Origin of the sequence: Thermomonas sp. (assembly GCF_020850895.1) — a bacterium.
Taxonomy (GTDB): domain Bacteria; phylum Pseudomonadota; class Gammaproteobacteria; order Xanthomonadales; family Xanthomonadaceae; genus Thermomonas.
The window spans coordinates 19,170-43,151 of record NZ_JADZDS010000007.1; the positions used below are offsets into that span (position 1 = coordinate 19,170).

Consider the following 23,982-nt stretch of genomic DNA (forward strand, 5'->3'; position numbering starts at 1 on the left):
CCCCTCTCCCGGAGGGAGAAGGGCTTCAGTTTCCAGCGTTGTACTCGACCTCGCCGTACAGGTCGTGCTCGTCGCTGCCCATGATCCGCACCTGCACGAATTCACCCACCCGCAGGCCGGCGTCGCGGCCGTCCTGGATTTGCACCAGCCCATCGATCTCCGGCGCGTCGGCCATCGAGCGTGCGATCGCCAGTTCACCATCGAGCGCATCAACGAGGCAGGTCTGCACGCTACCGACCTTGGCTTCTAGCTTGCTTGCTGAAATCTCCGCCTGCCGCTGCATGAAGCGCGCCAGACGCTCCTGCTTCACGTCCTCATCAACCGGATCCGGCAGGTCATTGGCCTTGGCGCCGGTCACCGGCGAATAGGCGAACGCGCCGACGCGGTCGAGCTGGGCTTCGTCGAGGAAGTCCAGCAGCTGCTCGAACTCGTCGTCGGTCTCGCCGGGAAAGCCGACGATGAAGGTGCTGCGGATCGTCAATTCCGGGCAGATCTCGCGCCAACGCTGGATCCGCTCCAGGGTCTTGTCAACCGCGCCGGGGCGCTTCATCAATTTGAGGATACGCGGGCTGGCGTGCTGGAACGGGATATCCAGGTACGGAAGGAGTTTCCCGTCATCCATCAGTGGGATCACCTCATCCACATGCGGGTACGGGTAGACGTAATGCAGCCGTGTCCACACGCCCAGCTCGGACAGGCCTTCGCAGAGTGCCTTCATCCGGGTTTCGTACATTCCGGTTCGCCACAGCCGCGGCGTGTATTTGATATCCACGCCGTAGGCACTGGTGTCCTGTGACACCACCAGCAATTCCTTGACCCCGCCGCGCACCAGCTTCTCGGCTTCTCGCAGGACCTCATCGACCGGGCGCGACACCAGATCGCCGCGCATCGACGGGATGATGCAGAACGTGCAACGGTGGTTGCAGCCTTCGGAAATCTTCAGATAAGCGTAGTGATGCGGGGTGAGCTTCAGGCCGTAGTCGGGCAACAGGTCGAGGAAGGGATCGTGCTTGGGCGGCAGCGCCGTGTGCACCGCGTCCATCACGCTCTGGTAATCCTGCGGGCCGCTGATCGACAGTACGCCCGGATGCGCTTCGCGAATCAGATCGGCGCGCTTGCCAAGACAGCCGGTCACGATCACCTTGCCATTTTCCGCCAATGCCTCGCCGATGGTGTCCAGCGATTCGGCCACCGCGCTGTCGATGAAGCCACAGGTGTTGACCACCACCACGTCGGCATCGTCATAGGTCTGCACCAGGTCGTATCCCTCGACCCGCAGTTGGGTGAGGATGCGTTCGGAATCCACCAAGGCCTTGGGGCAGCCGAGGCTGACGAATCCGATCTTTGGCTGCTGCAGGGACATGGTGCGACACGCAGGAAAAGGTGCGGAATTATACGGGCTGGTCCATTGGCCACCCGGAAGGTCATCACCCATGACCCCTGCCTGCGCCGGCCATTCCCGCCATCCTACGCCGGTTCCGGCGTTCGACTTCGCATCGCGTGGCGACTACCCTCGGCAGGGTCGGAGTGGATCACGCTTGGCCGATCCCGGCCATGGAGATACGAGGAACACCATGGGCGAATGGCAGCCGTTGTACACCGCCTGCGGCAGCGTGCAGGCATGGCTAGAACAGCCCGAGGGCGACCCCCGCGGCGCGGTGGTGGTGGCGCACGAAATTTACGGCATGCTGCCGCACTACCAGACCCTGTGCCAGCGTCTGGCCCAAGCCGGATTCATCGCCATGGCGCCGGCCTACTTCGACCTGATCGAACCCGGCCTGGTGTTCGCCACCGATCTCGCCGGTTCCAACCGTGGGCGCGCCACGGTGGATCGACTCGGGCTGGATTGCGCGATCGACACCACCGAAACCGCACTCGACATGCTCAATGGCTTTGGCCATCCGGTCGGTGTCGTTGGATTCAGCTGGGGTGGTACCGTGGCCCTGCTGGCCAACACCCGGCTCGGCCTGCCCGCTGTCAGTTATTACGCCACCCGCAACCTGCCGTTTCTGGACGAGCCGGCCTGCGCCCCATTGATGTTCCATTTCGGCGCACTCGACCCCGCCATCCCGGCAGAGGCCATTGCCCAGCATCGACAAAAACAGCCGCAATCCCAGGTGTTCGTTTACGAAGACGCCGACCACGCCTTCAACCGCGACCCCGATCCACCCTTCGAACCCGCATCCGCCGCGCTGGCTTGGCAGCGCAGCCTTGCCTTCCTCACGGAGCACCTGTCATGAACAAATGGCACCTGGACTCGAGACTCGCCGACGACACCGCACCGGTGACCGACCTGCCGCTGTGCGAAGTGCGCTTGATGGACGATGCCAACCACCCTTGGCTGGTGCTGGTACCGAAGGTGCAGGACGCGGTGGAACTGATCGACCTGACGCCCTCACAACGCACCCTGCTGAATGCGGAAATCGCGATCGCCTCGCGCGCGCTGAAAACCCTGTTCAAGCCGGACAAGCTCAATGTTGCCGCACTCGGCAACCTGGTCCCGCAGTTGCACGTCCACGTCATCGCCCGTTTCCATGACGACATCGCCTGGCCGCGCCCGGTCTGGGGCGCCGCCGACGCCCGTCCGTACGAGCCGGAGGAGTTGGTCGAACGCGTGACGGCACTGCGTGGCGTATTGGCTTGAGGAACCAACCACACCGTTATGCTTGGCCCTGCTTCGGTTCGCCCTGCGCAACCCTCACTCTCGACCAAGGCAAGCCTACGTGAGCCAGCCAGACGACGCCCCAGCCCTCCAATTGGCACCGTGTCGATCGCGAAGGACAATCTCGCCATGATCCTGCGTCACCTCGCCAGATCGTTGAAGGAACAGAACTGGACGGCGATCCTGGTCGAGTTCGTGCTGCTGGTGCTGGGCGTGTTCCTCGGCATCCAAGCATCGAACTGGAACGCACAGCGCGAAGAGGACGCCAAGGCCCGCGCCTTCTTGGAACGCATCCGCATCAACCTGGAGACCGACGCGCACTCGATTCAACGTCGCGAAGTGTTCTGGACGCGCGTGATCGCCTACGGCAAGCAGGCGATCCATTACGCCGAGACTGGCGAGAAGGTGGACGGCTCAGCGTGGAAGACGGTGCTGGCGTTCTACCAAGCCAGCCAACTCTGGCAATGGGCAACGTCCGACTCGACCTATCAGGAATTGCGAAGCGGCGGCGAACTGGGCCTGATCCGCGATCAGGTGCTGCGCGATGCACTGTCCCGGTACTACGTGGAGAACGGGCCCGGGACCGAGTACCTGTTCATGCTGCAACCGGAATACCGAAGGATCGTGCGCGGGTTGACGCCCCAGACCGTGGCCGACCACATCTGGGCGAAGTGCTGGCGCCAGCCCAACCCGGGCGAACAGTACCTGTACGACTGCGACGCGCCGATTCCGGAAGCACAGGCGCAGGCCATCCTGGACCGTTACATGAACGATCCTGACCTGCTGCCAGAACTGCGTTTCTGGGTGGCCAACCAGAGCGTATCCCTGGTCGTGATCAGCAACTACACGCCGCTGGTGAAGGACATGCTGGCGCGCACGCGCCTGAACAGCGTGCCATGATCCTGCGCGGCCTCGCCAGATCATTGAAGGAACAGAACTGGACGGCCATCGCCATCGAGTTCGTGTTGCTGGTATTGGGCGTGTTCCTCGGCATCCAGGCCAGCAACTGGAATACGTCGGAAACCGAACGGCGACAGGCGCGCGATGCGATGCAGCGCCTGCAGGACGACATGCAACAGTCGTTCGAGTTGACCGGGCAGAGCATGATCTTCATGGCGGGGAACGCGCGTGGCGCCGACCTCGTGTTCGACAGCCTGCGCAGCTGCCATCTGGCCGAGCAGGACCGCGATGCGTTCGCCACCGGCCTGTATCGACTCGGCAAGATCACCCCGGCACGCTTCGTCCGCACCACCTTCGACGAACTGCGCGACAGCGGGCGATTGGATCTGATCGGCGACGACAAGCTCCGGCATGCCCTCAACGAGACCGCGCGCATGCAGGACTCGCACGAAGCCGTGTTCCGTCTGATCGCCGCGCGCACCGATCCGCACATGGCCTACGTGGACAGCCATGTGATCTACCTCATCCACGGCGCCATCGGGGGCGGCGCGCAGATCCGCTGGAACCAGCTCGACATCGACTTCGACGCCGCCTGCAAGGATCGCCGCTTCCAGGCCGCCGTCGCCGCCGTCCGCAATTACACCTATGACGACCTCGCCGACGTGACCCGGCAACAACAACGTTTCGAGGACATCCTCGGCCTGATCAAGCAGGAGCGCGCACGGTGAACCGGATTTTCGCCACGCTGCGCCGCCTGCTCACCGAAAACCACTTCACCCACTACCTCGGCTACGCGGCTGGCAACATCGACATGGGTGGTCGCATCCACGGCATCATGTGCCGATGCGCACGACGTCCAACCCACCCCGTCTCGCCGTGATCGGTGGTGGCCCGGCCGGCCTGATGGCGGCGGAAACCGCGCGTGCCGCCGGGATCGAGGTGCACCTGTTCGATGCGATGGGTTCGGTGGGCCGCAAGTTCCTGATCGCCGGCAAGGGCGGGCTGAACCTGACCCATTCCGAGCCGCGTCCCGGTTTCGATGCGCGTTATCGGCAGCGTGCGGGCGAGGTCGGAACCTGGCTTGATGATTTCGATGGCGAGGCATTGCGGCAATGGGCGCGCGGGTTTGGCATCGACACTTATATTGGCAGTTCCGGGCGCGTGTTCCCGATGGATCGCAAGGCGGCGCCGCTGTTGCGCGGCTGGGTGCGGCGGCTGAAGGAATCCGGCGTGCACGTGCATGTCCAGCACCGCTGGCAAGGCTGGACGGATGATGGCGCGCTGTCTTTCGACACGCCCGATGGCCCGATGCCATTCAAGGCCGATGCGGTGGTGCTGGCCTTGGGCGGCGGCAGTTGGCCGCAGCTCGGTTCCGACGGCGCATGGATGCCGCTGCTGGCCGCACGCGGCATCGACCTCGCCCCGCTGGCGCCGTCCAACTGCGGTTTCGACATCGGATGGAGCCCGTACCTTGCCGAGAAATTCGCAGGTGCGCCGCTGAAGCCGGTGCTGGCGCATTGGCGCGATTTCGAAGGTGTTGCGCACAGCCTGCAAGGCGAATGCGTGTTGACCGAACACGGCATCGAAGGCAGCCTGATCTACGCCATCAGCGCCGACCTGCGCGAGGTGCTGGCACGCGATGGCACGGTGACGTTGCATCTGGATCTTGCGCCGGGGCGCGCGCTTGAACGCCTCGCCCGTGACCTCGCCAAACCACGCAACGGCCGCAGCCTCGGCGAACACCTGCGCCGGCAGGCCGGGATCGAGGGCGCGAAGGCGGCGCTGTTGTTCGAAGTACTGGACAAGGCCGCCTTGCAGGACATGCCACGCGTCGCCGCCACGATCAAGCAATTGCCGCTGACCCTGCGCAGCGCCAGACCCATCGCCGAAGCCATCTCGACCGCCGGCGGCGTGCCGCTGGAAGGTCTGGACGATGCGCTGATGTTGCGCAATTGGCCCGGCGTGTTCTGCGCCGGAGAGATGCTCGATTGGGAAGCGCCCACCGGCGGCTACCTGCTGACCGCCTGCTTCGCCAGCGGCCTGCGCGCCGGGCGTGGTGCGGTGGGCTGGCTGCAAGGCACGCCTCACAACCGCGCCAGTTGATACGTTCCGCACGCGATCCAAGCCCCAACCTTCGGCATTTGCGACGGCCATCGGCCAGGTCTAGGCTGGGCGCTTTCCCGCCGGACATCACCGCCATGCATGTGCTGCGCACCCTTGCCTTGACCGCCTGCATTACTGCCGCGCTGGCCGGCTGCAACCCGACTAATCCCACCGCGCCGACGTCCAGCGCCACGCCCGCAGCGACAGCAACCAGCAACGAAGACACCGCGCTCAACAAGGCGGTGGACGCCTTCATCGACGGCTATTTCCAACACAACCCGGTGTTCGCCGCCAACGCCGGCAAACACGAATTCGACGGTAAATTGCCCGACTACAGCCCCGCCGGCCTGAAGGCCAATGCCGATTGGCTGCACGCCCAGCGCGACGCCTTCGCCGCGTTCAAGGACGCGTCCCTCGACGAGCAGGGGCGCTTCCGGCGCGACTATGTGCTGGCGGTGATCGACGGGGCATTGTTTTGGCTGGAAGACTCCGGCTTCCCCTACAACAATCCGTCCTTCTACACCGGCGACCTGTCGCCGAGCATGTACCTGACCCGCCCCTACGCACCGTTGGCGCAGCGCATGGAGGCGTTCATCCGTTACCAGGAAGCCCTGCCCAAGGCGGTCGAGCAGATCAAGGCCAATTTCAAGTTGCCGCTGCCGGCCTCCTACATCGACCTCGGGGTGAATTCCTTCGCTGGCTACGCCAGCTTCTTCGCCAGCGACGTGCCGAAGATCTTCGCCGAGGTGAAGGACGACGCCCTGCAAGCGCGCCTGAAGGCCAGCAACGCCGCCGCGATCAAGGCGACGCAAGCCCTGGCCGACTGGCTCAAGGCGCAGAAGCCACACGCCACCCAGGATTTCGCCCTGGGCGCGGAAAAATTCGCGCAGATGCTGCATGCGACCGAGCGCGTCGATATCCCGCTGGATCAACTGAAGGCTGCTGGCGAAGCCGACCTCGCCCGCAACCTTGCCGCGCTGAAAGCCGCCTGCGACCAATTCGCACCGGGCAAGAGCCTGAAGGATTGCGTGGCGCAGCAAGCCGCCGACAAGCCGCAGGGCGGCGCAGTCGAGGGCGCGCGTGCGCAACTGACGAGCCTGCGCCAGTTCCTCGTCGACAAGGACCTGGTGACCATCCCCGGTCCCGAGCAGGCCAAGGTCGAGGAAGCACCGCCGTTCAATCGCTGGAACTTCGCCTATATCGAGATCCCCGGCCCCTACGAGAAGAACCTGCCCTCGGTCTACTACATCGCGCCGCCGGATCCGACCTGGCCCAAGGCCGAGCAGGACGCCTACGTGCCGGGCAAGGCCGATCTGCTGTTCGTCTCGTCGCACGAGGTCTGGCCGGGCCACTTCCTGCAATTCCTGCACTCCAATCGCTCGGACTGGAAATTCGGCCAGTTGTTCGTCGGCTATGCCTTCGCCGAAGGCTGGGCGCATTACTGCGAAGAGATGATGTTCGATGCCGGCCTCGACGGTGCCACCCCGGAAATCCACATCGGCCAGCTCGCCAACGCCCTGCTGCGCGACGTGCGCTTCCTTTCCGCGATCGGCATGCACACCGGCGGCATGACCATGGCGCAATCGGAACAATTGTTCCTCGACAAGGGCCTGCAGGATCCGGGCAACGCGCGCCAACAGGCCGCACGCGGCACCTACGATCCGGCCTATCTCAATTACACGATGGGCAAACTGATGATCATGCAGCTGCGCGATGACTGGGTCGCGAAGCATCCCGGCCCGCATGCGCTGAAGGCCTTCCACGACCAGTTCCTGAGCTATGGCGGCCCGCCGATCCCGCTGGTGCGCGGGAAGATGCTCGGTGGGACTGCGGAGGCGACACTGTGGACGGCACCGGTGGCGGCAACGCCAGCCACCGCGCCCACGACGCCACCTGCGACAACACCCGCGCCCGCCAAAGGCGCCTGATCCGCAACCGCCCTGCCGCCGGCCTCAGGTCTTCGGCAGGGTGACCCGGTCTGGCCCTGGACCATGCGTTTATAACCGTCATCTCCGCGCAAGCGGAGATCCATGGACGTTGTCCTTGACCCACTTTCGCCAGCACCGAAACAACCGGAGTAAAGTCCATGGATGCCCGCCTTCGCGGGCATGACGATCCTGGAAAAGTCCGTGGACGCCCGCGTTCGCGGGCATGACGATCCTGGAAAAGTCCGTGGACGCCCGCGTTCGCGGGCATGACGATCCTGGAAAAGTCCGTGGCTGCCCGCCTTCGCGGGCTGACGATCCTGGAAAAGTCCGTGGCTGCCCGCCTCCGCGGGCATGACGATCCTGGAAAAGTCCGTGGACGCCCGCGTTCGCGGGCTGACGATCCTGGAAAAGTCCGTGGCTGCCCGCCTTCGCGGGCATGACGATCCTGGAAAAGCCCGTGGACGCCCGCGTTCGCGGGCATGACGATCCTGGAAAAGTCCGTGGACGCGCGCTTCCGCGGGCATGACGTTGCTCAGGTCTTCGGCAGGGTGACCCCGGTCTGGCCCTGGTACTTGCCACCGCGATCCTTGTACGAGGTTTCGCAGACGTCGTCGGCAGCGGACTGGAAGAACAGCATCTGCGCCACGCCTTCACCGGCGTAGATGCGCGCCGGCAGCGGCGTGGTGTTGGAAAACTCCAGGGTTACATGGCCTTCCCACTCCGGTTCCAACGGGGTGACATTGACGATGATCCCGCAGCGCGCGTAGGTGCTCTTGCCCAGGCAGACCACCAGGGTGTCGCGCGGGATGCGGAAGTATTCGACGGTACGCGCCAGCGCGAAGGAATTGGGCGGGATGATGCATTCATCACCCACCACGTCGACGAAGCTCTTTGGGTCGAAGTGCTTGGGATCGACAATTGTCGAATTGATGTTGGTGAACACCTTGAACTCGCGCGCACAGCGCACGTCATAGCCGTAGCTCGAGGTGCCGTAGCTGACGATGCGCTGGCCGTCGGCCTGCTTCACCTGCCCGGCTTCATACGGCGCGATCATGCCGTGCTGCTCGGCCATGCGCCGGATCCAGCGGTCGCTTTTGATGCTCATGCGTCGTTCCGATGACGGTCAAGCTGTCATTGTAGCGGGCAAGCACATGAACCCCGTCACCCCGGCGCAGGAGGCTTGTTGCGTCACACCGGCATCAAGCCGTGGGGATGGCCCGCGTGGGGACAATCGGCGCCAAGGATGGCGCCGATTAGCCTACAGGGACGTACTCGCGGCGTGTCCCCACGCGGGCCATCCCCACGGCTTGATGCTGCCGCATCGTTCAATCCGCCCACACCCCGCTCACTTCAACAGCGAGGCCATGATTCCGGTGCGGACCTTGGGGCGCGCCTTGAGGCGTTCCAGCAGGCTGCGGGCGACCCCGCGGAATGCCTGCGCCGCCGCCGAGTGCAGCTCGGCCACGACAATCGGCGTGCCGGCATCGCCGTGTTCGCGGATGCCGATTTCCAGCGGCAGCGAGCCCAGCACCGGCACACCGTATTGGCCGGACATCCACTCCGCGCCGCCCTTGCCGAAGATGTGCTCGACATGGCCACAGCTCGAGCACTGATGCGCCGCCATGTTCTCGACCAGCCCGAGCACCGAAATCTCGACCTTCTCGAACATCCGCAGCGCCTTGCGTGCGTCCATGGTCGCCACTTCCTGCGGCGTGGTCACCACCACCGCCCCGGCAACCGGGATCTTTTGCGCCATCGTCAACTGGATATCGCCGGTGCCCGGCGGCAGGTCGACCACGAGGATGTCCAGATCGCCCCAGAGGGTATCCCGCAGCAATTGGGTCAGCGCTTGGGTCACCATCGGCCCGCGCCAGATCATCGGGGTGTCGTCGCCGACCAGAAAGCCGATCGACATCGTCTCGATCCCGTAAGCGCGCATCGGCGTGATGCGCTTGCCATCCGGACTCTCCGGCTTGCCCGACAGTCCGAGCATGGTCGGCACACTCGGCCCGTAGATGTCGGCATCGAGCACGCCCACCTTCAAGCCTTCGGTGGCCAGCGCCAACGCGAGGTTGACCGCCACCGTGGATTTGCCGACTCCGCCCTTGCCGGACCCGACGACGATGACATTGTGGGCATTGGGCAGCGGCTTGAGCTCGCCCTGGACAGCGTGGGAAGGCAGTCGCGACATGGAGAGGATACTTGCAGGGGGCTTCCAGTTTAGCGCCTGGTCCCGATCCCCCCGGCGATCCAGGTCAAGACAAGCACAAAGCCACCAGAGCCTGAATGCCCGTTCGGGAGATCGACCATACTGCTGCGGATGGGGTATAAAGCGGGAGCGGGGACGCGCCGCGTCCCGCTCAATTCCTCGGAGGGAACAGGCAATGCGCAAGATGATCCTGGCAGCGGTGCTCTCGGCCTTTGCTTTCAGCGCCGGAGCCCAGAACCATGCTTCGCCGATCGGCAAGTGGCGAACGCTGGACGACAAGACCGGCAAGCCCATGACGATCACGGAAATCTACGCAGCCCAGAACGGGACCCTGGCAGCCCGCATCGTCGAAAACCTCGGCATGCCCGCCACCTGCACCGAATGCAGCGGCCAATACAAGAACAAGCCATTTGTCGGCATCGTCACACTATGGAACCTCAAGCCCACCGGCCAGAACACCTGGGGCGGCGGCAACGGCTACAAGCCCTCCGAGGACCGCAACTTCAAGGTCAAGTCGGTCACCTTGGTCGATGGCGGCAGGAAGCTGGAGGTCAAGGGCTGCGTCGCTTTCATCTGCCGCACCGCAACCTGGGTCCGTGCCGATTGACGGACTCCCGGCGCGCGGCGTCCTTCGACGTCGCGCATCGACTGGGTGACATGTCGAGGTCACTCGATATCTTGGCCGTGATTCGGCCAGAGTCAGCTCGTGCCCTCGACACCCGGGATGGTTGACGTCATGCTTGCGTCCTCCGCGCAAACGTGTCTGGGGGTGGTTGTGCGTCTGGTTCTCGGCTTGCTTCTCTTGGTTTCCCCGACACTGCTGCAGGCTCAGAACTCGCCAGTCGGGCGCTGGAAGACGATCGACGACAGCACCGGCAAACCCAAGTCGGTCGTCGAAATATATGAGACTGCCGACGGCACTCTCGCCGGACGGGTGGTCGCCGTGCTGGACCTGAAGAACGGGCCAAACCCGCTGTGCACCGAATGCGAAGGGCCCAACCAAGGCAAGCCGATCCGGGGCTTGGTCATCCTTTGGGGACTCAAGCCCAACGGAGCCAATCGCTGGAGCCACGGACGCGTCCTCGACCCCGAAAACGGCAGGGATTACAAGGCCAAGCTGGAACTGCAGGGTGGCGGAAACCGGCTGGCCATGTCCGGCTGCATCAGCTTCCTGTGCCGGCAACAGATCTGGATACGCGAGTGATGGCGGCACGGCTCGTGCAATGACGCCGCCGGCAACGGGTCCGGCATCGCCGCCACACTCCACGCTTGTCCACCACTCCCAATGGGGCAATGCTGAACTGGTCCATCCTGGACGTGTCAGCACACGCTGCGTCCGGTGCATGCCCGGGCGCAGCTCACGCGGATCAATCACGTCGGTGATCGATCCGCGGCCGCCCATCCATGGTCGGCAGGCAACGCCGACTCAATCAGCATTGCCATAGAACTCAGGAGTCGGCCCGCGCGGTGGGAACGGCGCAGCGTGCGACAATCCGCGTTCCTCCCGATCCCCGCCCGACCATGCCCTGCCCTGCACTCGTCACCAACGCCCTGCCCTACGCGAATGGCCCGCTGCATCTGGGTCACTTGGTCGGCTACATCCAGGCCGACATCTGGGTGCGGGCGCGGCGGATGCGCGGTGACACGGTGCACTATGTCTGCGCCGACGATACCCACGGCACGCCGATCATGCTGGCGGCAGAGAAAGCCGGAGTCACGCCCGAGGAGTTCATTTCACGGACCCAGGAAAGTCACGAGCGTGATTTCGCGGCATTCGGCGTGGCATTCGACCACTACGATTCAACCCATTCGGACACCAACCGGGAGATCACCGAGTGGATTTTCGCGCGCTTGGACGCCGGCGGCCATATCGCGCGACGCAGCGTCGCCCAACTGTATGACCCGGTCAAAGGCATGTTCCTGCCCGACCGCTACGTCAAGGGCACCTGCCCAAGCTGCGGCACACCCGACCAGTACGGGGACAATTGCGAAGTCTGCGGCGCGACCTATGCGCCGGGGGACCTGAAGGATCCCAGATCGGTGGTGTCCGGGGCAACCCCGGAACTGCGCGACTCCGAGCATTACTTCTTCGAAGTCGCGCGCTTCGAGGATTTCCTGCGGACCTGGCTTTCGGGTGACAGCGCCCTGCCCAGCGTCAAGGCCAAGTTGATGGAATGGCTGGATGCCGACGGCGGTCTGCGCGCCTGGGACATCTCGCGTGACGCACCTTACTTCGGGTTCGGCATCCCCGGCGCACCCGGCAAGTATTTCTACGTTTGGCTGGACGCACCAATCGGGTATCTGTCCAGCTTCAAGACCCTGTGCGCGAAGAACGGCGTCGACTACGACGCCTTCCTGTCCGCCGGAAGCGAAGCCGAGCTGCACCATTTCATCGGCAAGGACATCGTCAACTTCCACGGCTTGTTCTGGCCGGCGGTGCTGCACGGCGCGGGATTGCGCGTGCCAACCCGGCTGCACGTCAACGGTTACCTGACCGTGGACGGCGCCAAGATGAGCAAATCGCGAGGCACCTTCATCATGGCGCGAACCTATCTCGAGGCGGGGCTCGAGCCGGAGGCGCTGCGCTATTACTTCGCGGCAAAATCATCAGGCGGAGTGGACGATCTGGACCTGAACCTGTCCGACTTCGTCGCCCGGGTGAACAGCGACGTCGTCGGCAAGTTCGTCAATATCGCCAGCCGCTGCGCCAAACTGTTGGAAACGCATTTCGACAACGTCCTGCACACTTCCGCGGCGGCCGGAGGCGATGACATCGCCGCGGAGGACCCCCGGGTCGAAAGCGCAACCCTGCTTGCCGATGTCGAATCGCTCACCTTCGCGGTCGCGGCCGAAGCCTATGAGCAGAACAATCCAGCGGCGACAATCCGCTCCGCGATGGCGGCCGCGGGCCTGGTGAACGAATATATTGCCCGCAATGCGCCATGGGCCCTGGCCAAGAACCCGCAACTTCGCGACACCCTGCATCTGGTCCTGAGTACTGCGCTGCAAGCATTTGCCGATGTTGCCAGCGTGCTCAAGCCGATCCTGCCAGACACGATCGCCAAGGCCGAACGCTATCTCGGTGTCACGTTGTCGCTGGACTCGCGCACGGACATCCGTGGGTGCACCTTGGCGTCCGCCTATCCGATCCTGTTCACCCGCATGGAACCCAAGCACATCGCAGCAATGGTGGAGGCCAGCAAGGACACCCTGTCCTCCTCCGGGCAAGCCGCGGGGAACGCGACCGCAGCCCGGGCCGAGATCACGAGCACGGATGATCCTGGATCAAAGGGCAGGGAAATGAAGGCTGCGGGAAAGACGCCGCCAGCCATAGGCATCGAGGATTTCGCCAAGCTCGACTTGCGCATCGGCAAGGTGCTCGAATGCGGTTTCGTCGACGGCAGCGACAAGCTGCTTCGCTTCCTGCTGGATGCCGGCGAACTCGGCCAGCGGCAGATCTTCTCCGGCATCCGCACCAGCTACACCGATCCGGAGACGCTGTTGGGTCGCCGCGTCGTCTTCATCGCCAACCTTGCCCCGCGCAAGATGCGTTTCGGCGTCAGCGAAGGCATGATCCTGTCGGCCGGTTTCGATGGCGGCACGCTGGCCCTGCTGGATGCCGATGACGGCGCGCTTCCGGGCATGCCGGTGCGCTGAAACTCGCCAGAACGCCACCCAAGAGCCGTGTTGCCGCTTGCGCTGCAGCGAAATCAAGGAGGAGATGCCGACGCTCCGTCGGCATCGGGGGACATTCGCGGAAGCGAAAGCGGAAACATGGCGTGCGCGGGAGTCGCGCCATGATCCCATCCGACACATCGAACACCATCGAACGCCTCGACCGCCTGTTGCCGCAGACCCAATGCGGGCAATGCGGCTATGCCGGCTGCCGACCGTATGCGGAAGCGATGGCGCGTGGCGACGCCGGACCCGACCATTGCCCACCCGGTGGCGATGCCGGCGCACGCGCCTTGGCGAAGGTACTTGGCGTCGCGGCGGTGCCGTATGACCGCAGCCGAGGCGAGCACAAACCGGCACAGCTCGCCTTCATCGTCGAAGCCGAATGCATCGGCTGCACCAAATGCATCCAAGCCTGCCCGGTGGATGCCATCATCGGCGGCCCCAAGCACATGCATACCGTGCTCGATGACCTGTGCACCGGCTGCGAACTGTGCGTGCCCGCCTGCCCGGTGGATTGCATCGTGATGGAACCGGCGGACAACCCGGTCGCAGGCTGAGCTTCGACACCATCATCGCCTTGCGGCATCAATGCACGCTTGCGGGCGCCTCGCAGCCATCGCAGACGCGCTCCACCTTGTAGCCCTTGGCGCGCAGTTGCTCGACCAAGCCATCGGAACCGAGCAGATGCATGGCGCCAACGACCACGAGGGTGTTGTCCTTGTGCTCGTCTGCCAGCCGCCGGACCAGTTGCGGCATCCAGTTGCGGTTGCGTTCCACGACCAGCAGTCGATAGGTTTCCGGGGTCTTGGCCACCATCTCTGCCTGCATTTCCGCCTCGAGGGCAGCAACATCCCCGGATCGCCACCAATCATGCAAATCCTGCAGCCGACGTCCGATTTTCAGCGGGTTATCCAAGAACTCGTCGAGATCACGCAACTGTTCCGCCATGGGAACGCCGTCCAGCGCTGCGAAGCCTGCCTCCACCGTCTCCAGTCCATGCACCGGCTTGCCCGCCTCGGTTGCTCGTTCCGCCATCCTGCGGTCCAAGCCCATGTCCGAGCGGAAACCAAGCGCCTGCATCACCCCCAACGACAGGCTCAGGCTCACCGCCCACGGCTCGAATGGCTCGACGGCCTGCAGCGAGGTGCCGCTGGCGCTCATGAGTGTGCCGAGCTTCGCCGCAGCCTGCGGGGAAATCACCGAACTGAGCGTCCTGCCATCGTCAAAACCCATGTATTTCCTCGCCATCGCCTGCGTTTCAGCCGCGTCGATGGCTGCAGGATCGGACTCGAAGTACAGCGACGAAGAATCCCGGAATGCCCGATCGATTTCTTCTGGCATCGGATAATCGCTTTCCTTGAGCAAATGGAACGAACCGAGCAGATAAATCGAATTGTCGGCATCCGACACTTTCCACAGCAACGGGTGCCGTGGACCCGGCGCCGGGACATCCTTCGTCGGGACCCGGTGCGTGGGCGCGGCGTCTTGGGCCACGCCGAGCGGCGAAAACAGGGCACAGGACAGGACCACAGCGTAGATCTTGAATTTCATCGGATTGAGTCCGGGGAGTGTTTGGGTTTGACATAGGCCTTCTCGCCCGCCTCGATGCGCAGGTCCAGCCGGTTCTGCAGCGGTGGCAGCGGACAGGTGGCGAACAGGGTGAACGCGCAGGGCGGGTTGTAGGCACGGTTGAAGTCGATCAGGACGCGGCCCTTGGCATCCGGCATCGGCGCATCAAGGAACCGTCCGGCGCCGTAACTTCCGTGGCCACTGGTGCGATCAGCAAACATCAGGAACAAGGTGCCTTCGCCTTCATCCAGCGCCTCGATCCGATAGACCTTGCCATTGCGGGTGAACTCGACGGCACCCGGGTTGGCGATCTTGTCGGAACTGCCGATGATGTTGCCGATGTCCAGCGTCGTGCCCTTGGGATGGGCGATGAAGCGTGCCTGCACCTGCCAGTCACGCCCGCCCGGCCAATACGTCAATCCGGTGAAGCGCAGGCGGCTGTCGGCATCCGCGTGTTTCACCCGCAACCACAGGCGGCCACCGCGCTCGATCACTGCCACCAGGCCCTTGCCCTCGTCGAACGAGACCACGTCAGGCCCACCGGGATCGGCATCGCTGCGCAAGGGGCCACCACGACTGGGCTGGCCATTCAGGCTCAGCGCGGTATCCGCGCTGAAGCTGACTTTGCCGTCACGAAGGGTGAACAGGCCGAGCTTGGGCGGCCCCATCAGCAGGCGGATGCCATTGTCGGTCCCGCTACCCACGCGGTGCACGCCATCATCCAGCAGATGCAGCCCGATCAGGCTGGTCCAGCCGTCAGGCGTCGTCAGCGCGGCCACGCGCTGCGCACGCCATGCTCGCTGCGCGGACTGGTACGTCGCCTCAGCGCGTGCCTGCGCGGCCAGATCCGCCGCACTCGGCTCATGGCCTCGATTGCAGCCAGCGATCAGGAAAACGGCGGCAACGACGACCGTCGCCTTCATCAACGACCGCGCAGGAACCATCGATCGATCTCCGCAAGCGAGAAACGCGTCCAGGTGGGGCGGCCATGATTGCATTGCCCGGAACGCTCGGTGGCTTCCATCTCGCGCAGCAGGGCGTTCATTTCCGGGACGGTCAAGCGGCGATGCGCACGCACCGCACCATGGCAGGCCATGGTCGCGAGCAGCGCATCGCGGGTCTCGGCGATGCGGCGCGTGCTGCCATGCTCGCGCAGGTCGGTGAGCACATCGCGCAGCAGTGCTTCCACATCGCCATGTGCCAGCAAGGCCGGCACGCTGCGCAACAGCAACGACTGCGGGCCACTGCGCTGCACGTCGAACCCGAGTTGGGCCAGGGTTTCGGCCTCACGCTCAGCCACGTCGGCTTCGCGTTCGGACACCGCCATGCCCGCTGGCACCAGCAGCGGCTGCGTGCGCAGGCCTGCACCGTCATGCGCCGCCTTCAATTTCTCGTAACCGATGCGCTCGTGGGCGGCGTGCATGTCGACGACGATCAAGCCATCGGCGTTCTCGGCAAGGATATAGATGCCGTGCAATTGCGCGATGGCGAAGCCCAGCGGAGGCATGCCACCGTGGTCGTCCTCCGCCATCACCTGCGCGGGCATGGGGCTGTGCGCCATGGCGACGTCGTGTCCCGCATACAAGGCGGCATACGCTGCCGGCGCATCCGCCACGCGCAGGCCGATGGCCTGCTGCTGCGGGGCTTGCGACCAGGGTGATGCATGCGACGATGCCATCGTGGGGGCTGTTGCCGCGACACTGCCGGCGCGGGTTTCCGCCAAGGCTGCTTGCAGGCTGCGATAAACGAAGTCATGCACCAGTCGCGATTCGCGGAACCGCACCTCGTGCTTGGCCGGGTGCACGTTGACATCCACACCGCGTGGATCCAGTTCGAGAAACAGCACGAAGGCCGGATGCCGGCCATGGAACAGCACGTCGCTGTAGGCCTGGCGGATCGCATGGGCGACGTTGCGGTCGCGCACGCTGCGGCCATTGACATACAGGTATTGCTGGTCGGCACTGGCGCGGTTGTACGACGGCTGCGCGATCCAGCCATGCAGGCGCATGCCGGCCCCGGCATGCTCGACACGCAAGGCGTTGCGCGCGAAGTCCTCGCCCAAGGCCTCGTGCAGGCGCAAATCCGACAACATCCCGCCGTCCGCCAGCCCACCCTCGCCTTTCCAGCGCCGGGTCGGCTTGCCGTTGTGGCTGACCCGCAGCTCCACGTCCGGTCGCGCCAGCGCCAGCGTGCGCAGCCACTCTTCGATATGCGACAGCTCGGTGCGCTCGGCGCGCAGGAACTTGCGCCGCGCCGGCACATTGAAGAACAGGTCGCGCACTTCCACCGTGGTGCCCGGCGGATGCGCATGTGGTGCGACCGCGCCAACCTTGCCGCCGTCGATGCGCAACTCCGCGCCATGATCGGCTTCCTGCCGACGCGAGGCCAGGCGGAAGCGACTGACCGATGCCACCGAAGGCAAGGCTTCACCACGAAAGCCGAGCGTGGCAACCGACTCCAAGTCATCGATCGACGCGATCTTGCTGGTGGCGTGCCGACTCACCGCCAGTGGCAATTCGTCGGCGGCGATGCCACCGCCATCGTCACGGATGCGGATCAGGCGAACGCCGCCTTCCTCGAGGTCGATCTCGATCCGGGTGGCACCCGCGTCGAGCGCATTCTCGACCAGTTCCTTGACCACCGACGCGGGCCGCTCCACCACTTCGCCGGCGGCGATCTGGTTGATCAGGGTGTCGGGAAGTTGGCGGATACTCACTCGGTGATTCTAATCGGTCATACCTTGGGCCGGTCATCCCGGCGCTCGATCACCCGGCGTTCGATCAATGCCGCAATTCGCGCAGATCAATCACGGGGTGTCCAGTCCACCACGCCCACTGGGGCAATGCTGAACAAGTCCATCCTGGACGCGTCAACACACGCTGCGTCCGGTGCAGGTCCGGACGCAGCTCACGCCGAGAAATTCGCGTTGCCCTGGCGCTTGCTTCAAAGCGATTTCAACGCTCGCTGCCTGCCTCAGGTTGCAACTCAGCGGCCTGTGCACGCGCGGCATACAGCGTGCCCGGCGGCGGCTGGCGCGTGAAATAGGCATCAATGCCCCCAAGGATCGCGCCCGCCAGGGTGCGCTGGAACGCAGGATCGGCCAATCGCCGCTCTTCATCGGGGTTGGAGATGAACGCCGTTTCGACCAGCATTGCGGGCATCTTGTCGGAGGTCCGCAGCACGGCGAAATTCGCGCGCTCGACCTCGGCCTTGTGGTTGTTGCCGACCTGCTTGAGTTCGTCGAGGATGTGACTGGCGGCATCCTCCGAGGCCTTCATGTTGCCGCTCTGGGTCAGGTCGAGCAGGACCGAAGTGAGGGTGTCGCCTGCGGCACGCACGCGCTCACCGCCAATGATGTCGGCTGCATTCTCGGTGTCCGCCAGCCAACGAGCGCGCTGCGACGACGCGCCCCGGGTCGACAGGATGTAGATCGACGAGCCACGGGCACTGCGGTTTTCGGCGGCGTCAGCGTGGATCGAAACGAAGATGTCGGCGTGGTTCTGGGTGGCACGGCGGGCGCGATTGTTCAGGGGGATGAACACGTCGCTGTCGCGGGTCAGGAACGCACGCAACCCGGGGGTTGCGTTGACCTGGCGCGCAAGTTCGCGGGCGATCGCCAGTGTGACGTCCTTCTCGCGGGTTCCGTTCAGTCCACGCGCGCCGGGATCCTGCCCGCCATGGCCGGCGTCGATGGCAACCACAAGCGGCCGCATCCCGGAACGCATCAACATGGGTGGGGTCTGCACGACCGGCACCGGTGGATCGTCCATCTGGGCCCGGGTCGTCGCTCCTGTGCTGCGATCGGCCACCGCCGATTGCGGTTGCATGGGGGTTGCGAGAAGCTGCGTTGCATTGGAAGCAGCCAAGGGCGGTAGGGTTGCCCCCGCCCCTGTTGGCCGTACCTCAGCCGGGGCAGCCATCGCCGTGGGCACGGGTTTCGGACCGGCCATCGCTACGGAAGTTGCCGCGGAATCCTGCCTGCGGCCTCCTGCCGTGCGTGCCGGGAGTTCGTCGCCGGGCCACTCCAGCACCAGACGCACGCCCGATGCGCCGGTATCCAGCCGGGGCGGGAACACCGAGACCGGGCGCGAAAGGTCGAACACGATCCGTACCATGCCCGCCGCGGGCTGTCCGATGCGTACACCGGAGATCACGCCACTGCCTGCGGGCATGGACAGGCCACGGGAAACACGGCCTTCAGGAAAATCCACCACCAACCGTTCTGGATTGGACAAGCGGATCAGCTTGTACGGGCCGCTGCCGTCCAGCAGCACCTCGGCGCGTGTTCCGGTTGCCCCGGACTCTATTCGCAACTGCCTGATTTCAGACGCATTTGCCGAGAAAAAACCAAGCGCCAGCCACGCCATCGCGGCCGAAACTACTGCTTTGCGGGAGATCCCCGAGACGCCCATGCCGGGAGTAAACCACTGCAATCCCACAGATGCAAGCGTTTTTCCTTGATTTATCCGTAGCCTGCGTAACATTCATGAACCAATCCACAACTTCCGCGCCTGGCATCATCCGTACCCTGCATTCGCCAGCCAATCCTCGCCCGATGCACTCTGTGGCTGAAGGACGCAGCGGCGCCCATGACCCTCCACGGCCAACGAAATGTCTAGATCCGCCGGAGGCAGCACAGCTTGGCCATGCTCCGGCCATTCAACCAAGCACACACAGGCCTCGGCTGGATCGATGCCCAGGAACTCCAGCTCCCCGGGATGGCCGATCCGGAACAGGTCCAAATGCAGTGCCCATCCCCCGGCTGCAAGCGGGTAGGGTTCGACCAAGGTGTAGGTGGGACTGCGAATTGCACCAGTGACGCCGAGCGCACGAAGCAACGCCCGTGCCAGCGTTGACTTGCCTGCCCCCAGATCACCCCGCAGGAACACCACCGCGCGTTTGGGAATGGTTCGAGCCAGCCGTTCGCCCAGCGCGGTGGTCGCCGACTCGTCTTCGAGGAACCCATCGATCGTCATGCGACTATCGTCGCACCGGATTGGCCAGCCTGCGCAACCACGGCAGCAGGTCGGTCGGCAGCAGGCCCCGTTCGCCATCCTCGCGGGCAGCGGCATCCCCAGCGGCTGCATGCAGTAACGCCCCGACACGGGCGGCCATTGCCGCAGGGAATCCCTGTGCACGCAATGCGGCGATGCATCCGGTGAGCAGATCCCCCATCCCGCCGGTGCTCATGCCGGGATTGCCGGCACAGATCACCGCAGTCGGCTCCGAACCCGACTGCACCAGGCTGCCCGCCCCCTTCAACACCACCACGCAATCCAGTTGGACGGCCAATGTCGCAGCCGAAACAAAACGGTCGGCCTGGACGTCGGCGGTCGTGCAGTGCAGTAGACGCGCAGCCTCGCCCGGATGCGGAGTGATAATCGCTCCCGGGGGCAAGCGCACGCCGGAAACCGCAATCAGGTTCAACGCATCGGCATCCACGACGCAGGGTTTACCCGCCACCAGGGCAGCGCCCATCAGCGCCCGCCCCCACGCGCCGCAACCGAGCCCCGGACCGATCGCAACCACAGCGGCGCGCTCCAACAAGGGTTGCAACTGTTCACCGTCCTCGACGCCTTGCGCCATCACCTCCGGGCAACGCGCCAACAGGGAAGGCACATGGGCCGCCCGCGTCGCCACGCTGACCAGGCCGGCGCCGCAGCGAAGCGCCGCCTGTGCAGCCAGCAGCACGGCCCCGCCACAGCCATGGTCGCCGCCGATGCACAGGACGTGGCCGTTGACTCCCTTGTGGCTATCACGCGGGCGCAACGACAGATGCTCACGCAGCGCTGCAGACCGCCAAGCCATGGCCGCCGGCGCGACGCCATCGAACAATGCCTCCGGAAGACCGAGCGTTGCCAGATCCAGCTGGCCACAATGGTCGAGCGCGTCGCCGGTGCGCAGCCCGCGGTGGCGGGCAAGGAATTGCAGAGTACGCACGGCGCGCACCGCGGCACCGGGAGCACTTCCGCGGCGCGCATCGATCCCGCTCGGCACGTCCAGCGCCAACACCTCGGACGGTTGTGTATTGATCGCTTCGATCAGGGCGGTCGTGGCTGGGTCCGGTGCCCGTGACAGCCCGATGCCAAACAGCGCATCGACAGTCAGATCGGCTTCCGGGAGCGTGCCCGTGAACACCGAAACGACGCCGCCAGCCGCGACGTATTCATCGCGTGCGCGCTGGGCAAGTGGGGTCATCGGCGAATGTGCGGGCAGTTGCAGGACGCACACATCGCGGCCAGCGGCCCGCGCATGCCTGGCCAGCACGAAACCATCGCCGCCGTTGTTGCCCGGCCCGCAGACAACCAGCACGCGTTGCGCCTGCGGCCAGTGCTCAAGGACTTTGCGCCAACCATCCTGTCCAGCGCGCGCCATCAGCGCGAATGCATCGCCGCCATGATGTGCTGCGCCACGCGCCTCGAGCGTTCGAAGCGCGCCGGGGTCGAACAGGGGAAGCAAGGCTTGCATGCCTGGATTCTAGAACGCAGATGGCAGGTCCGGGGCACCGGCCACGGCATCACTGCGAAAACGGTCCCGGCGTCGGCCCGCCGACTCGCACGGCCCTGCTTCCCGTGGCGCAACGTAAAATGGAGCCATGACCGACGACCTCTTCCGCCCCGCGTTCCACGGCTTCGAACAGATCCCACTGCGTGAATATGCCGAACGCGCCTACCTCGACTATTCGATGTATGTGGTGCTCGATCGCGCCCTGCCTTTCATCGGTGACGGCCTCAAGCCAGTGCAGCGCCGCATCATCTACGCGATGAGCGAGCTGGGCCTGGCCGCCACGGCCAAACCGAAGAAATCCGCACGCACGGTCGGCGACGTGATCGGGAAATACCATCCACACGGGGACAGCGCCTGCTACGAGGCAATGGTGCTGATGGCGCAGCCGTTTTCATGGCGCTACCCGTTGATCGACGGCCAGGGCAACTTCGGCTCCAGCGACGATCCGAAATCGTTCGCAGCGATGCGCTACACCGAATCCAAACTCGCATCCATCGCCGAAGTGCTGCTGGGAGAACTCGCTCACGGCACCGTTGATTGGGTGCCCAATTTCGACGGCACCCTGCAGGAACCCAGCTGGATGCCGGCGCGATTGCCCCACCTGCTGCTCAACGGCACCACCGGGATTGCCGTCGGCATGGCCACCGACGTGCCACCGCACAACCTGGGCGAGATCGCCAGCGCCTGCATCCGGCTGCTCGATGATCCCGATGCCTGCGTGCGCGACCTGTGCGAACACGTGCGCGGGCCGGACTATCCCACCGCAGCCGAAATCATCACTCCAGCCGCCGATCTACTCGCAATGTACGAAACCGGAACCGGTTCGGTGCGGGCCCGCGCGGTGTTCGCGAGGGAACAGGGCAACATCGTCATCACCGAGCTGCCCCACCAGGTCTCGCCTTCGAAAATCATCGAGCAGGTTGCAGCCCAGATGCGGGCCAAGAAGCTGCCATGGCTGGAGGATCTCCGCGACGAATCCGACCACGCCAATCCCACCCGCATCGTGCTGGTGCCGCGCAGCAACCGTGTCGATGTCGAACAGCTGATGGGGCATCTGTTCGCCACCACCGACCTGGAGAAGAGTTTCCGGGTCAACCTCAACGTGATCGGCCTCGACGGCCGACCCCAGGTCAAGAACCTGCACCAGCTGCTGTCGGAATGGCTCGACTTCCGCCAGACCACCGTCACCCGCCGCCTGCGGCATCGGCTGGAGAAGGTCGAACGCCGCCTGCACCTGCTGGAAGGATTATTGGCCGCGTTCCTCAACCTGGACGAGGTCATCCGCATCATTCGCAGCGAAGACGAGCCCAAGCCCGTGCTGATGGCACGCTTCGAACTTGACGATGAGCAAGCCGACTACATCCTCGAAACCAAGCTCAAGCAACTCGCGCGGCTTGAGGAAATGAAGATCCGCGGCGAGCAGGACGAACTCGACAACGAGCGCGACCGCCTGATCGCCACCTTGGCCAGCAAGGCGAAATTGAAGAAATTGATCAAGGACGAGCTGCTGGCAGACGCGAAGAAATTCGGCGATGCCCGCCGCAGCCCGTTGGTGGCACGCCGGGCGGCCCAGGCCCTGGCCGAGACCGAACTGGTCGCCAGCGAGCCGATGACCGTGGTACTCAGCCGCAAGGGCTGGGTGCGTGCGGCCAAGGGCCATGACATCGATGCCACTGCGCTTGGCTACCGCGAAGGCGACAGCCTGCTCGCTGCAGTCCAGGCCCGAAGCACCCAACAGGTTGCCTTCCTCGATTCCACCGGGCGCAGCTACTCCACCGCCGTGCATACCCTGCCCTCGGCGCGCGGCAATGGCGAGCCGCTGACCGGGCGCTTCTCGCCGCCCGCGGGCGCGACGTTCGAGGCGTTGGCAAGCGGTGATGCCGACTCGCGCCTGCTGGTCACCTCCAGCCATGGCTATGGCTTCATCACCCGCTTCGAGAACCTGACTGGGCGCAACAAGGCCGGCAAGGCCCTGCTGTCCCTGTCCGAAGGTGGCCATCCGCTGCCGCCGGTCACCGTCGCCACCCCCGATTCCGATCGCCTCGTGGTGGTCACCAACACCGGCCGCATCCTCGCCTTCCCGATGTCCGACCTGCCCGAGTTGGACAAGGGCAAGGGCAACAAGATCATTGGGATTCCGACAGCCAAGCGCGGCACCGAAAAGGCGGTGGCGGTCGCTGCGGTACCCGAAGTTGGCAAACTGCTGGTGCACTCCGGTGCGCGCACGATGACCCTGGCCTTCCGTGATCTTGAGCCTTATCTGGGCACGCGCGGCAGTCGCGGCAGCCTGCTGCCACGCGGTTGGCAGAAGGTGGATGCGCTGACGGTGGAATCCTAGGGAATGCTGAACAAGTCCCTACCTGGGCGTGTCAGTACACGCTGCGTCCGGTGCATGCCCGGACGTCGCTCATTGCGGATCAAACACT

21 protein-coding genes are annotated in these 23,982 nt (G+C 64.8%); 12 read left to right on the forward strand and 9 right to left on the reverse strand.

Annotated elements, in window-relative coordinates; all coding sequences use genetic code 11:
- Positions 1-25: 25 nt before the first annotated feature.
- Positions 26-1,363, reverse strand: a complete 1,338-nt coding sequence (gene rimO, locus IT472_RS00345) for a 30S ribosomal protein S12 methylthiotransferase RimO (RefSeq protein ID WP_297176655.1) — start codon at positions 1,361-1,363, stop codon at positions 26-28.
- 70 nt (positions 1,364-1,433) lie between these two features.
- On the opposite strand from rimO, the gene IT472_RS00350 reads away from it, so the two are divergent.
- The 7 genes from IT472_RS00350 to IT472_RS00380 all read left to right on the forward strand — a co-directional run bounded on the left by IT472_RS00350 (position 1,434) and on the right by IT472_RS00380 (position 7,593).
- Positions 1,434-2,240 carry a dienelactone hydrolase family protein gene (locus IT472_RS00350; protein WP_297176658.1) on the forward strand — a complete coding sequence of 269 codons (807 nt, stop codon included), beginning with the start codon at positions 1,434-1,436 and terminating at the stop codon, positions 2,238-2,240.
- Complete coding sequence (locus IT472_RS00355) at positions 2,237-2,644, forward strand: HIT family protein (protein ID WP_297176660.1); 408 nt, start codon at positions 2,237-2,239, stop codon at positions 2,642-2,644. Before IT472_RS00350 ends, IT472_RS00355 begins: the two co-directional genes overlap by 4 nt.
- 120 nt (positions 2,645-2,764) lie before the next feature.
- Complete coding sequence (locus tag IT472_RS00360) at positions 2,765-3,562, forward strand: hypothetical protein (protein WP_297176663.1); 798 nt, start codon at positions 2,765-2,767, stop codon at positions 3,560-3,562.
- Positions 3,559-4,290, forward strand: coding sequence for a hypothetical protein (locus IT472_RS00365; RefSeq protein ID WP_297176666.1), 732 nt, complete (start codon positions 3,559-3,561; stop codon positions 4,288-4,290). The genes IT472_RS00360 and IT472_RS00365 overlap by 4 nt, the downstream gene beginning before the upstream one ends.
- Positions 4,287-4,442, forward strand: a complete 156-nt coding sequence (locus IT472_RS00370) for a hypothetical protein (protein WP_297176669.1) — start codon at positions 4,287-4,289, stop codon at positions 4,440-4,442. The genes IT472_RS00365 and IT472_RS00370 overlap by 4 nt, the downstream gene beginning before the upstream one ends.
- A complete protein-coding gene (locus tag IT472_RS00375; protein ID WP_297176672.1) occupies positions 4,406-5,665 on the forward strand; it encodes a TIGR03862 family flavoprotein in 1,260 nt (419 codons plus the stop codon). Before IT472_RS00370 ends, IT472_RS00375 begins: the two co-directional genes overlap by 37 nt.
- Positions 5,666-5,760: 95 nt before the next feature.
- A complete protein-coding gene (locus IT472_RS00380) occupies positions 5,761-7,593 on the forward strand; it encodes a DUF885 domain-containing protein (RefSeq protein WP_297176674.1) in 1,833 nt (610 codons plus the stop codon).
- 532 nt (positions 7,594-8,125) lie between these two features.
- Here IT472_RS00380 and dcd read toward each other — a convergent pair.
- Together dcd and apbC are read right to left on the reverse strand one after the other, a co-directional pair.
- Positions 8,126-8,698, reverse strand: a complete 573-nt coding sequence (gene dcd, locus IT472_RS00385; protein ID WP_297176677.1) for a dCTP deaminase — start codon at positions 8,696-8,698, stop codon at positions 8,126-8,128.
- A gap of 240 nt (positions 8,699-8,938) precedes the next feature.
- Positions 8,939-10,096, reverse strand: coding sequence for an iron-sulfur cluster carrier protein ApbC (gene apbC / locus IT472_RS00390; RefSeq protein ID WP_297176680.1), 1,158 nt, complete (start codon positions 10,094-10,096; stop codon positions 8,939-8,941).
- On the opposite strand from apbC, the gene IT472_RS00395 reads away from it, so the two are divergent.
- The 4 genes from IT472_RS00395 to rnfB all read left to right on the forward strand — a co-directional run bounded on the left by IT472_RS00395 (position 9,978) and on the right by rnfB (position 14,037).
- Positions 9,978-10,409 carry a DUF2147 domain-containing protein gene (locus IT472_RS00395; protein WP_297176683.1) on the forward strand — a complete coding sequence of 144 codons (432 nt, stop codon included), beginning with the start codon at positions 9,978-9,980 and terminating at the stop codon, positions 10,407-10,409. The two genes, apbC and IT472_RS00395, sit on opposite strands and share 119 nt — an antisense overlap.
- Positions 10,410-10,538: 129 nt before the next feature.
- Positions 10,539-11,006 carry a DUF2147 domain-containing protein gene (locus IT472_RS00400; protein WP_297176685.1) on the forward strand — a complete coding sequence of 156 codons (468 nt, stop codon included), beginning with the start codon at positions 10,539-10,541 and terminating at the stop codon, positions 11,004-11,006.
- Positions 11,007-11,323: 317 nt separating this feature from the next.
- Positions 11,324-13,459, forward strand: a complete 2,136-nt coding sequence (gene metG, locus IT472_RS00405) for a methionine--tRNA ligase (protein ID WP_297176688.1) — start codon at positions 11,324-11,326, stop codon at positions 13,457-13,459.
- A 140-nt stretch (positions 13,460-13,599) separates the two neighbouring features.
- Entirely contained in the window at positions 13,600-14,037 is a 438-nt protein-coding gene (gene rnfB / locus IT472_RS00410; RefSeq protein ID WP_297176691.1) for an Rnf electron transport complex subunit RnfB, read from the forward strand.
- Between the two features lie 28 nt (positions 14,038-14,065).
- On the opposite strand, the gene IT472_RS00415 is transcribed toward rnfB, so the two are convergent.
- The 6 genes from IT472_RS00415 to IT472_RS00440 all read right to left on the reverse strand — a co-directional run bounded on the left by IT472_RS00415 (position 14,066) and on the right by IT472_RS00440 (position 21,517).
- Positions 14,066-15,031 carry a TraB/GumN family protein gene (locus IT472_RS00415; protein WP_297176692.1) on the reverse strand — a complete coding sequence of 322 codons (966 nt, stop codon included), beginning with the start codon at positions 15,029-15,031 and terminating at the stop codon, positions 14,066-14,068.
- Complete coding sequence (locus tag IT472_RS00420; RefSeq protein ID WP_297176694.1) at positions 15,028-15,993, reverse strand: DUF1684 domain-containing protein; 966 nt, start codon at positions 15,991-15,993, stop codon at positions 15,028-15,030. Before IT472_RS00420 ends, IT472_RS00415 begins: the two co-directional genes overlap by 4 nt.
- A complete protein-coding gene (gene mutL / locus IT472_RS00425) occupies positions 15,972-17,765 on the reverse strand; it encodes a DNA mismatch repair endonuclease MutL (protein WP_297176698.1) in 1,794 nt (597 codons plus the stop codon). Before mutL ends, IT472_RS00420 begins: the two co-directional genes overlap by 22 nt.
- 238 nt (positions 17,766-18,003) lie before the next feature.
- A complete protein-coding gene (locus IT472_RS00430; protein ID WP_297176774.1) occupies positions 18,004-19,416 on the reverse strand; it encodes an N-acetylmuramoyl-L-alanine amidase in 1,413 nt (470 codons plus the stop codon).
- A 150-nt stretch (positions 19,417-19,566) separates the two neighbouring features.
- A complete protein-coding gene (gene tsaE, locus IT472_RS00435; RefSeq protein ID WP_297176701.1) occupies positions 19,567-20,025 on the reverse strand; it encodes a tRNA (adenosine(37)-N6)-threonylcarbamoyltransferase complex ATPase subunit type 1 TsaE in 459 nt (152 codons plus the stop codon).
- A 4-nt stretch (positions 20,026-20,029) separates the two neighbouring features.
- Positions 20,030-21,517 (reverse strand): NAD(P)H-hydrate dehydratase, encoded by a 1,488-nt coding sequence (locus tag IT472_RS00440; protein ID WP_297176704.1) that lies wholly within the window; start codon positions 21,515-21,517, stop codon positions 20,030-20,032.
- Positions 21,518-21,644: 127 nt separating this feature from the next.
- Between IT472_RS00440 and parC the strand changes: the two genes are divergently transcribed.
- On the forward strand, positions 21,645-23,894 hold the full coding sequence (parC, locus tag IT472_RS00445) for a DNA topoisomerase IV subunit A (RefSeq protein WP_297176707.1): 2,250 nt from the start codon (positions 21,645-21,647) through the stop codon (positions 23,892-23,894).
- Positions 23,895-23,982 lie beyond the last annotated feature (88 nt).

What these genes read in the sequence shown, in the direction of transcription:
- rimO (WP_297176655.1), bottom strand. Translation starts at nt 1,363, where the DNA reads ATGTCCCTGCAGCAGCCAAAGATCGGATTCGTCAGCCTCGGCTGCCCC.
- IT472_RS00350 (WP_297176658.1), top strand. Translation starts at nt 1,434, where the DNA reads ATGACCCCTGCCTGCGCCGGCCATTCCCGCCATCCTACGCCGGTTCCG.
- IT472_RS00355 (WP_297176660.1), top strand. Translation starts at nt 2,237, where the DNA reads ATGAACAAATGGCACCTGGACTCGAGACTCGCCGACGACACCGCACCG.
- IT472_RS00365 (WP_297176666.1), top strand. Translation starts at nt 3,559, where the DNA reads ATGATCCTGCGCGGCCTCGCCAGATCATTGAAGGAACAGAACTGGACG.
- IT472_RS00375 (WP_297176672.1), top strand. Translation starts at nt 4,406, where the DNA reads ATGCGCACGACGTCCAACCCACCCCGTCTCGCCGTGATCGGTGGTGGC.
- IT472_RS00380 (WP_297176674.1), top strand. Translation starts at nt 5,761, where the DNA reads ATGCATGTGCTGCGCACCCTTGCCTTGACCGCCTGCATTACTGCCGCG.
- dcd (WP_297176677.1), bottom strand. Translation starts at nt 8,698, where the DNA reads ATGAGCATCAAAAGCGACCGCTGGATCCGGCGCATGGCCGAGCAGCAC.
- IT472_RS00395 (WP_297176683.1), top strand. Translation starts at nt 9,978, where the DNA reads ATGCGCAAGATGATCCTGGCAGCGGTGCTCTCGGCCTTTGCTTTCAGC.
- apbC (WP_297176680.1), bottom strand. Translation starts at nt 10,096, where the DNA reads ATGGGCTTGCCGGTCTTGTCGTCCAGCGTTCGCCACTTGCCGATCGGC.
- IT472_RS00400 (WP_297176685.1), top strand. Translation starts at nt 10,539, where the DNA reads ATGCTTGCGTCCTCCGCGCAAACGTGTCTGGGGGTGGTTGTGCGTCTG.
- metG (WP_297176688.1), top strand. Translation starts at nt 11,324, where the DNA reads ATGCCCTGCCCTGCACTCGTCACCAACGCCCTGCCCTACGCGAATGGC.
- rnfB (WP_297176691.1), top strand. Translation starts at nt 13,600, where the DNA reads ATGATCCCATCCGACACATCGAACACCATCGAACGCCTCGACCGCCTG.
- IT472_RS00415 (WP_297176692.1), bottom strand. Translation starts at nt 15,031, where the DNA reads ATGAAATTCAAGATCTACGCTGTGGTCCTGTCCTGTGCCCTGTTTTCG.
- IT472_RS00420 (WP_297176694.1), bottom strand. Translation starts at nt 15,993, where the DNA reads ATGGTTCCTGCGCGGTCGTTGATGAAGGCGACGGTCGTCGTTGCCGCC.
- IT472_RS00430 (WP_297176774.1), bottom strand. Translation starts at nt 19,416, where the DNA reads ATGGCGTGGCTGGCGCTTGGTTTTTTCTCGGCAAATGCGTCTGAAATC.
- tsaE (WP_297176701.1), bottom strand. Translation starts at nt 20,025, where the DNA reads ATGACGATCGATGGGTTCCTCGAAGACGAGTCGGCGACCACCGCGCTG.
- IT472_RS00440 (WP_297176704.1), bottom strand. Translation starts at nt 21,517, where the DNA reads ATGCAAGCCTTGCTTCCCCTGTTCGACCCCGGCGCGCTTCGAACGCTC.
- parC (WP_297176707.1), top strand. Translation starts at nt 21,645, where the DNA reads ATGACCGACGACCTCTTCCGCCCCGCGTTCCACGGCTTCGAACAGATC.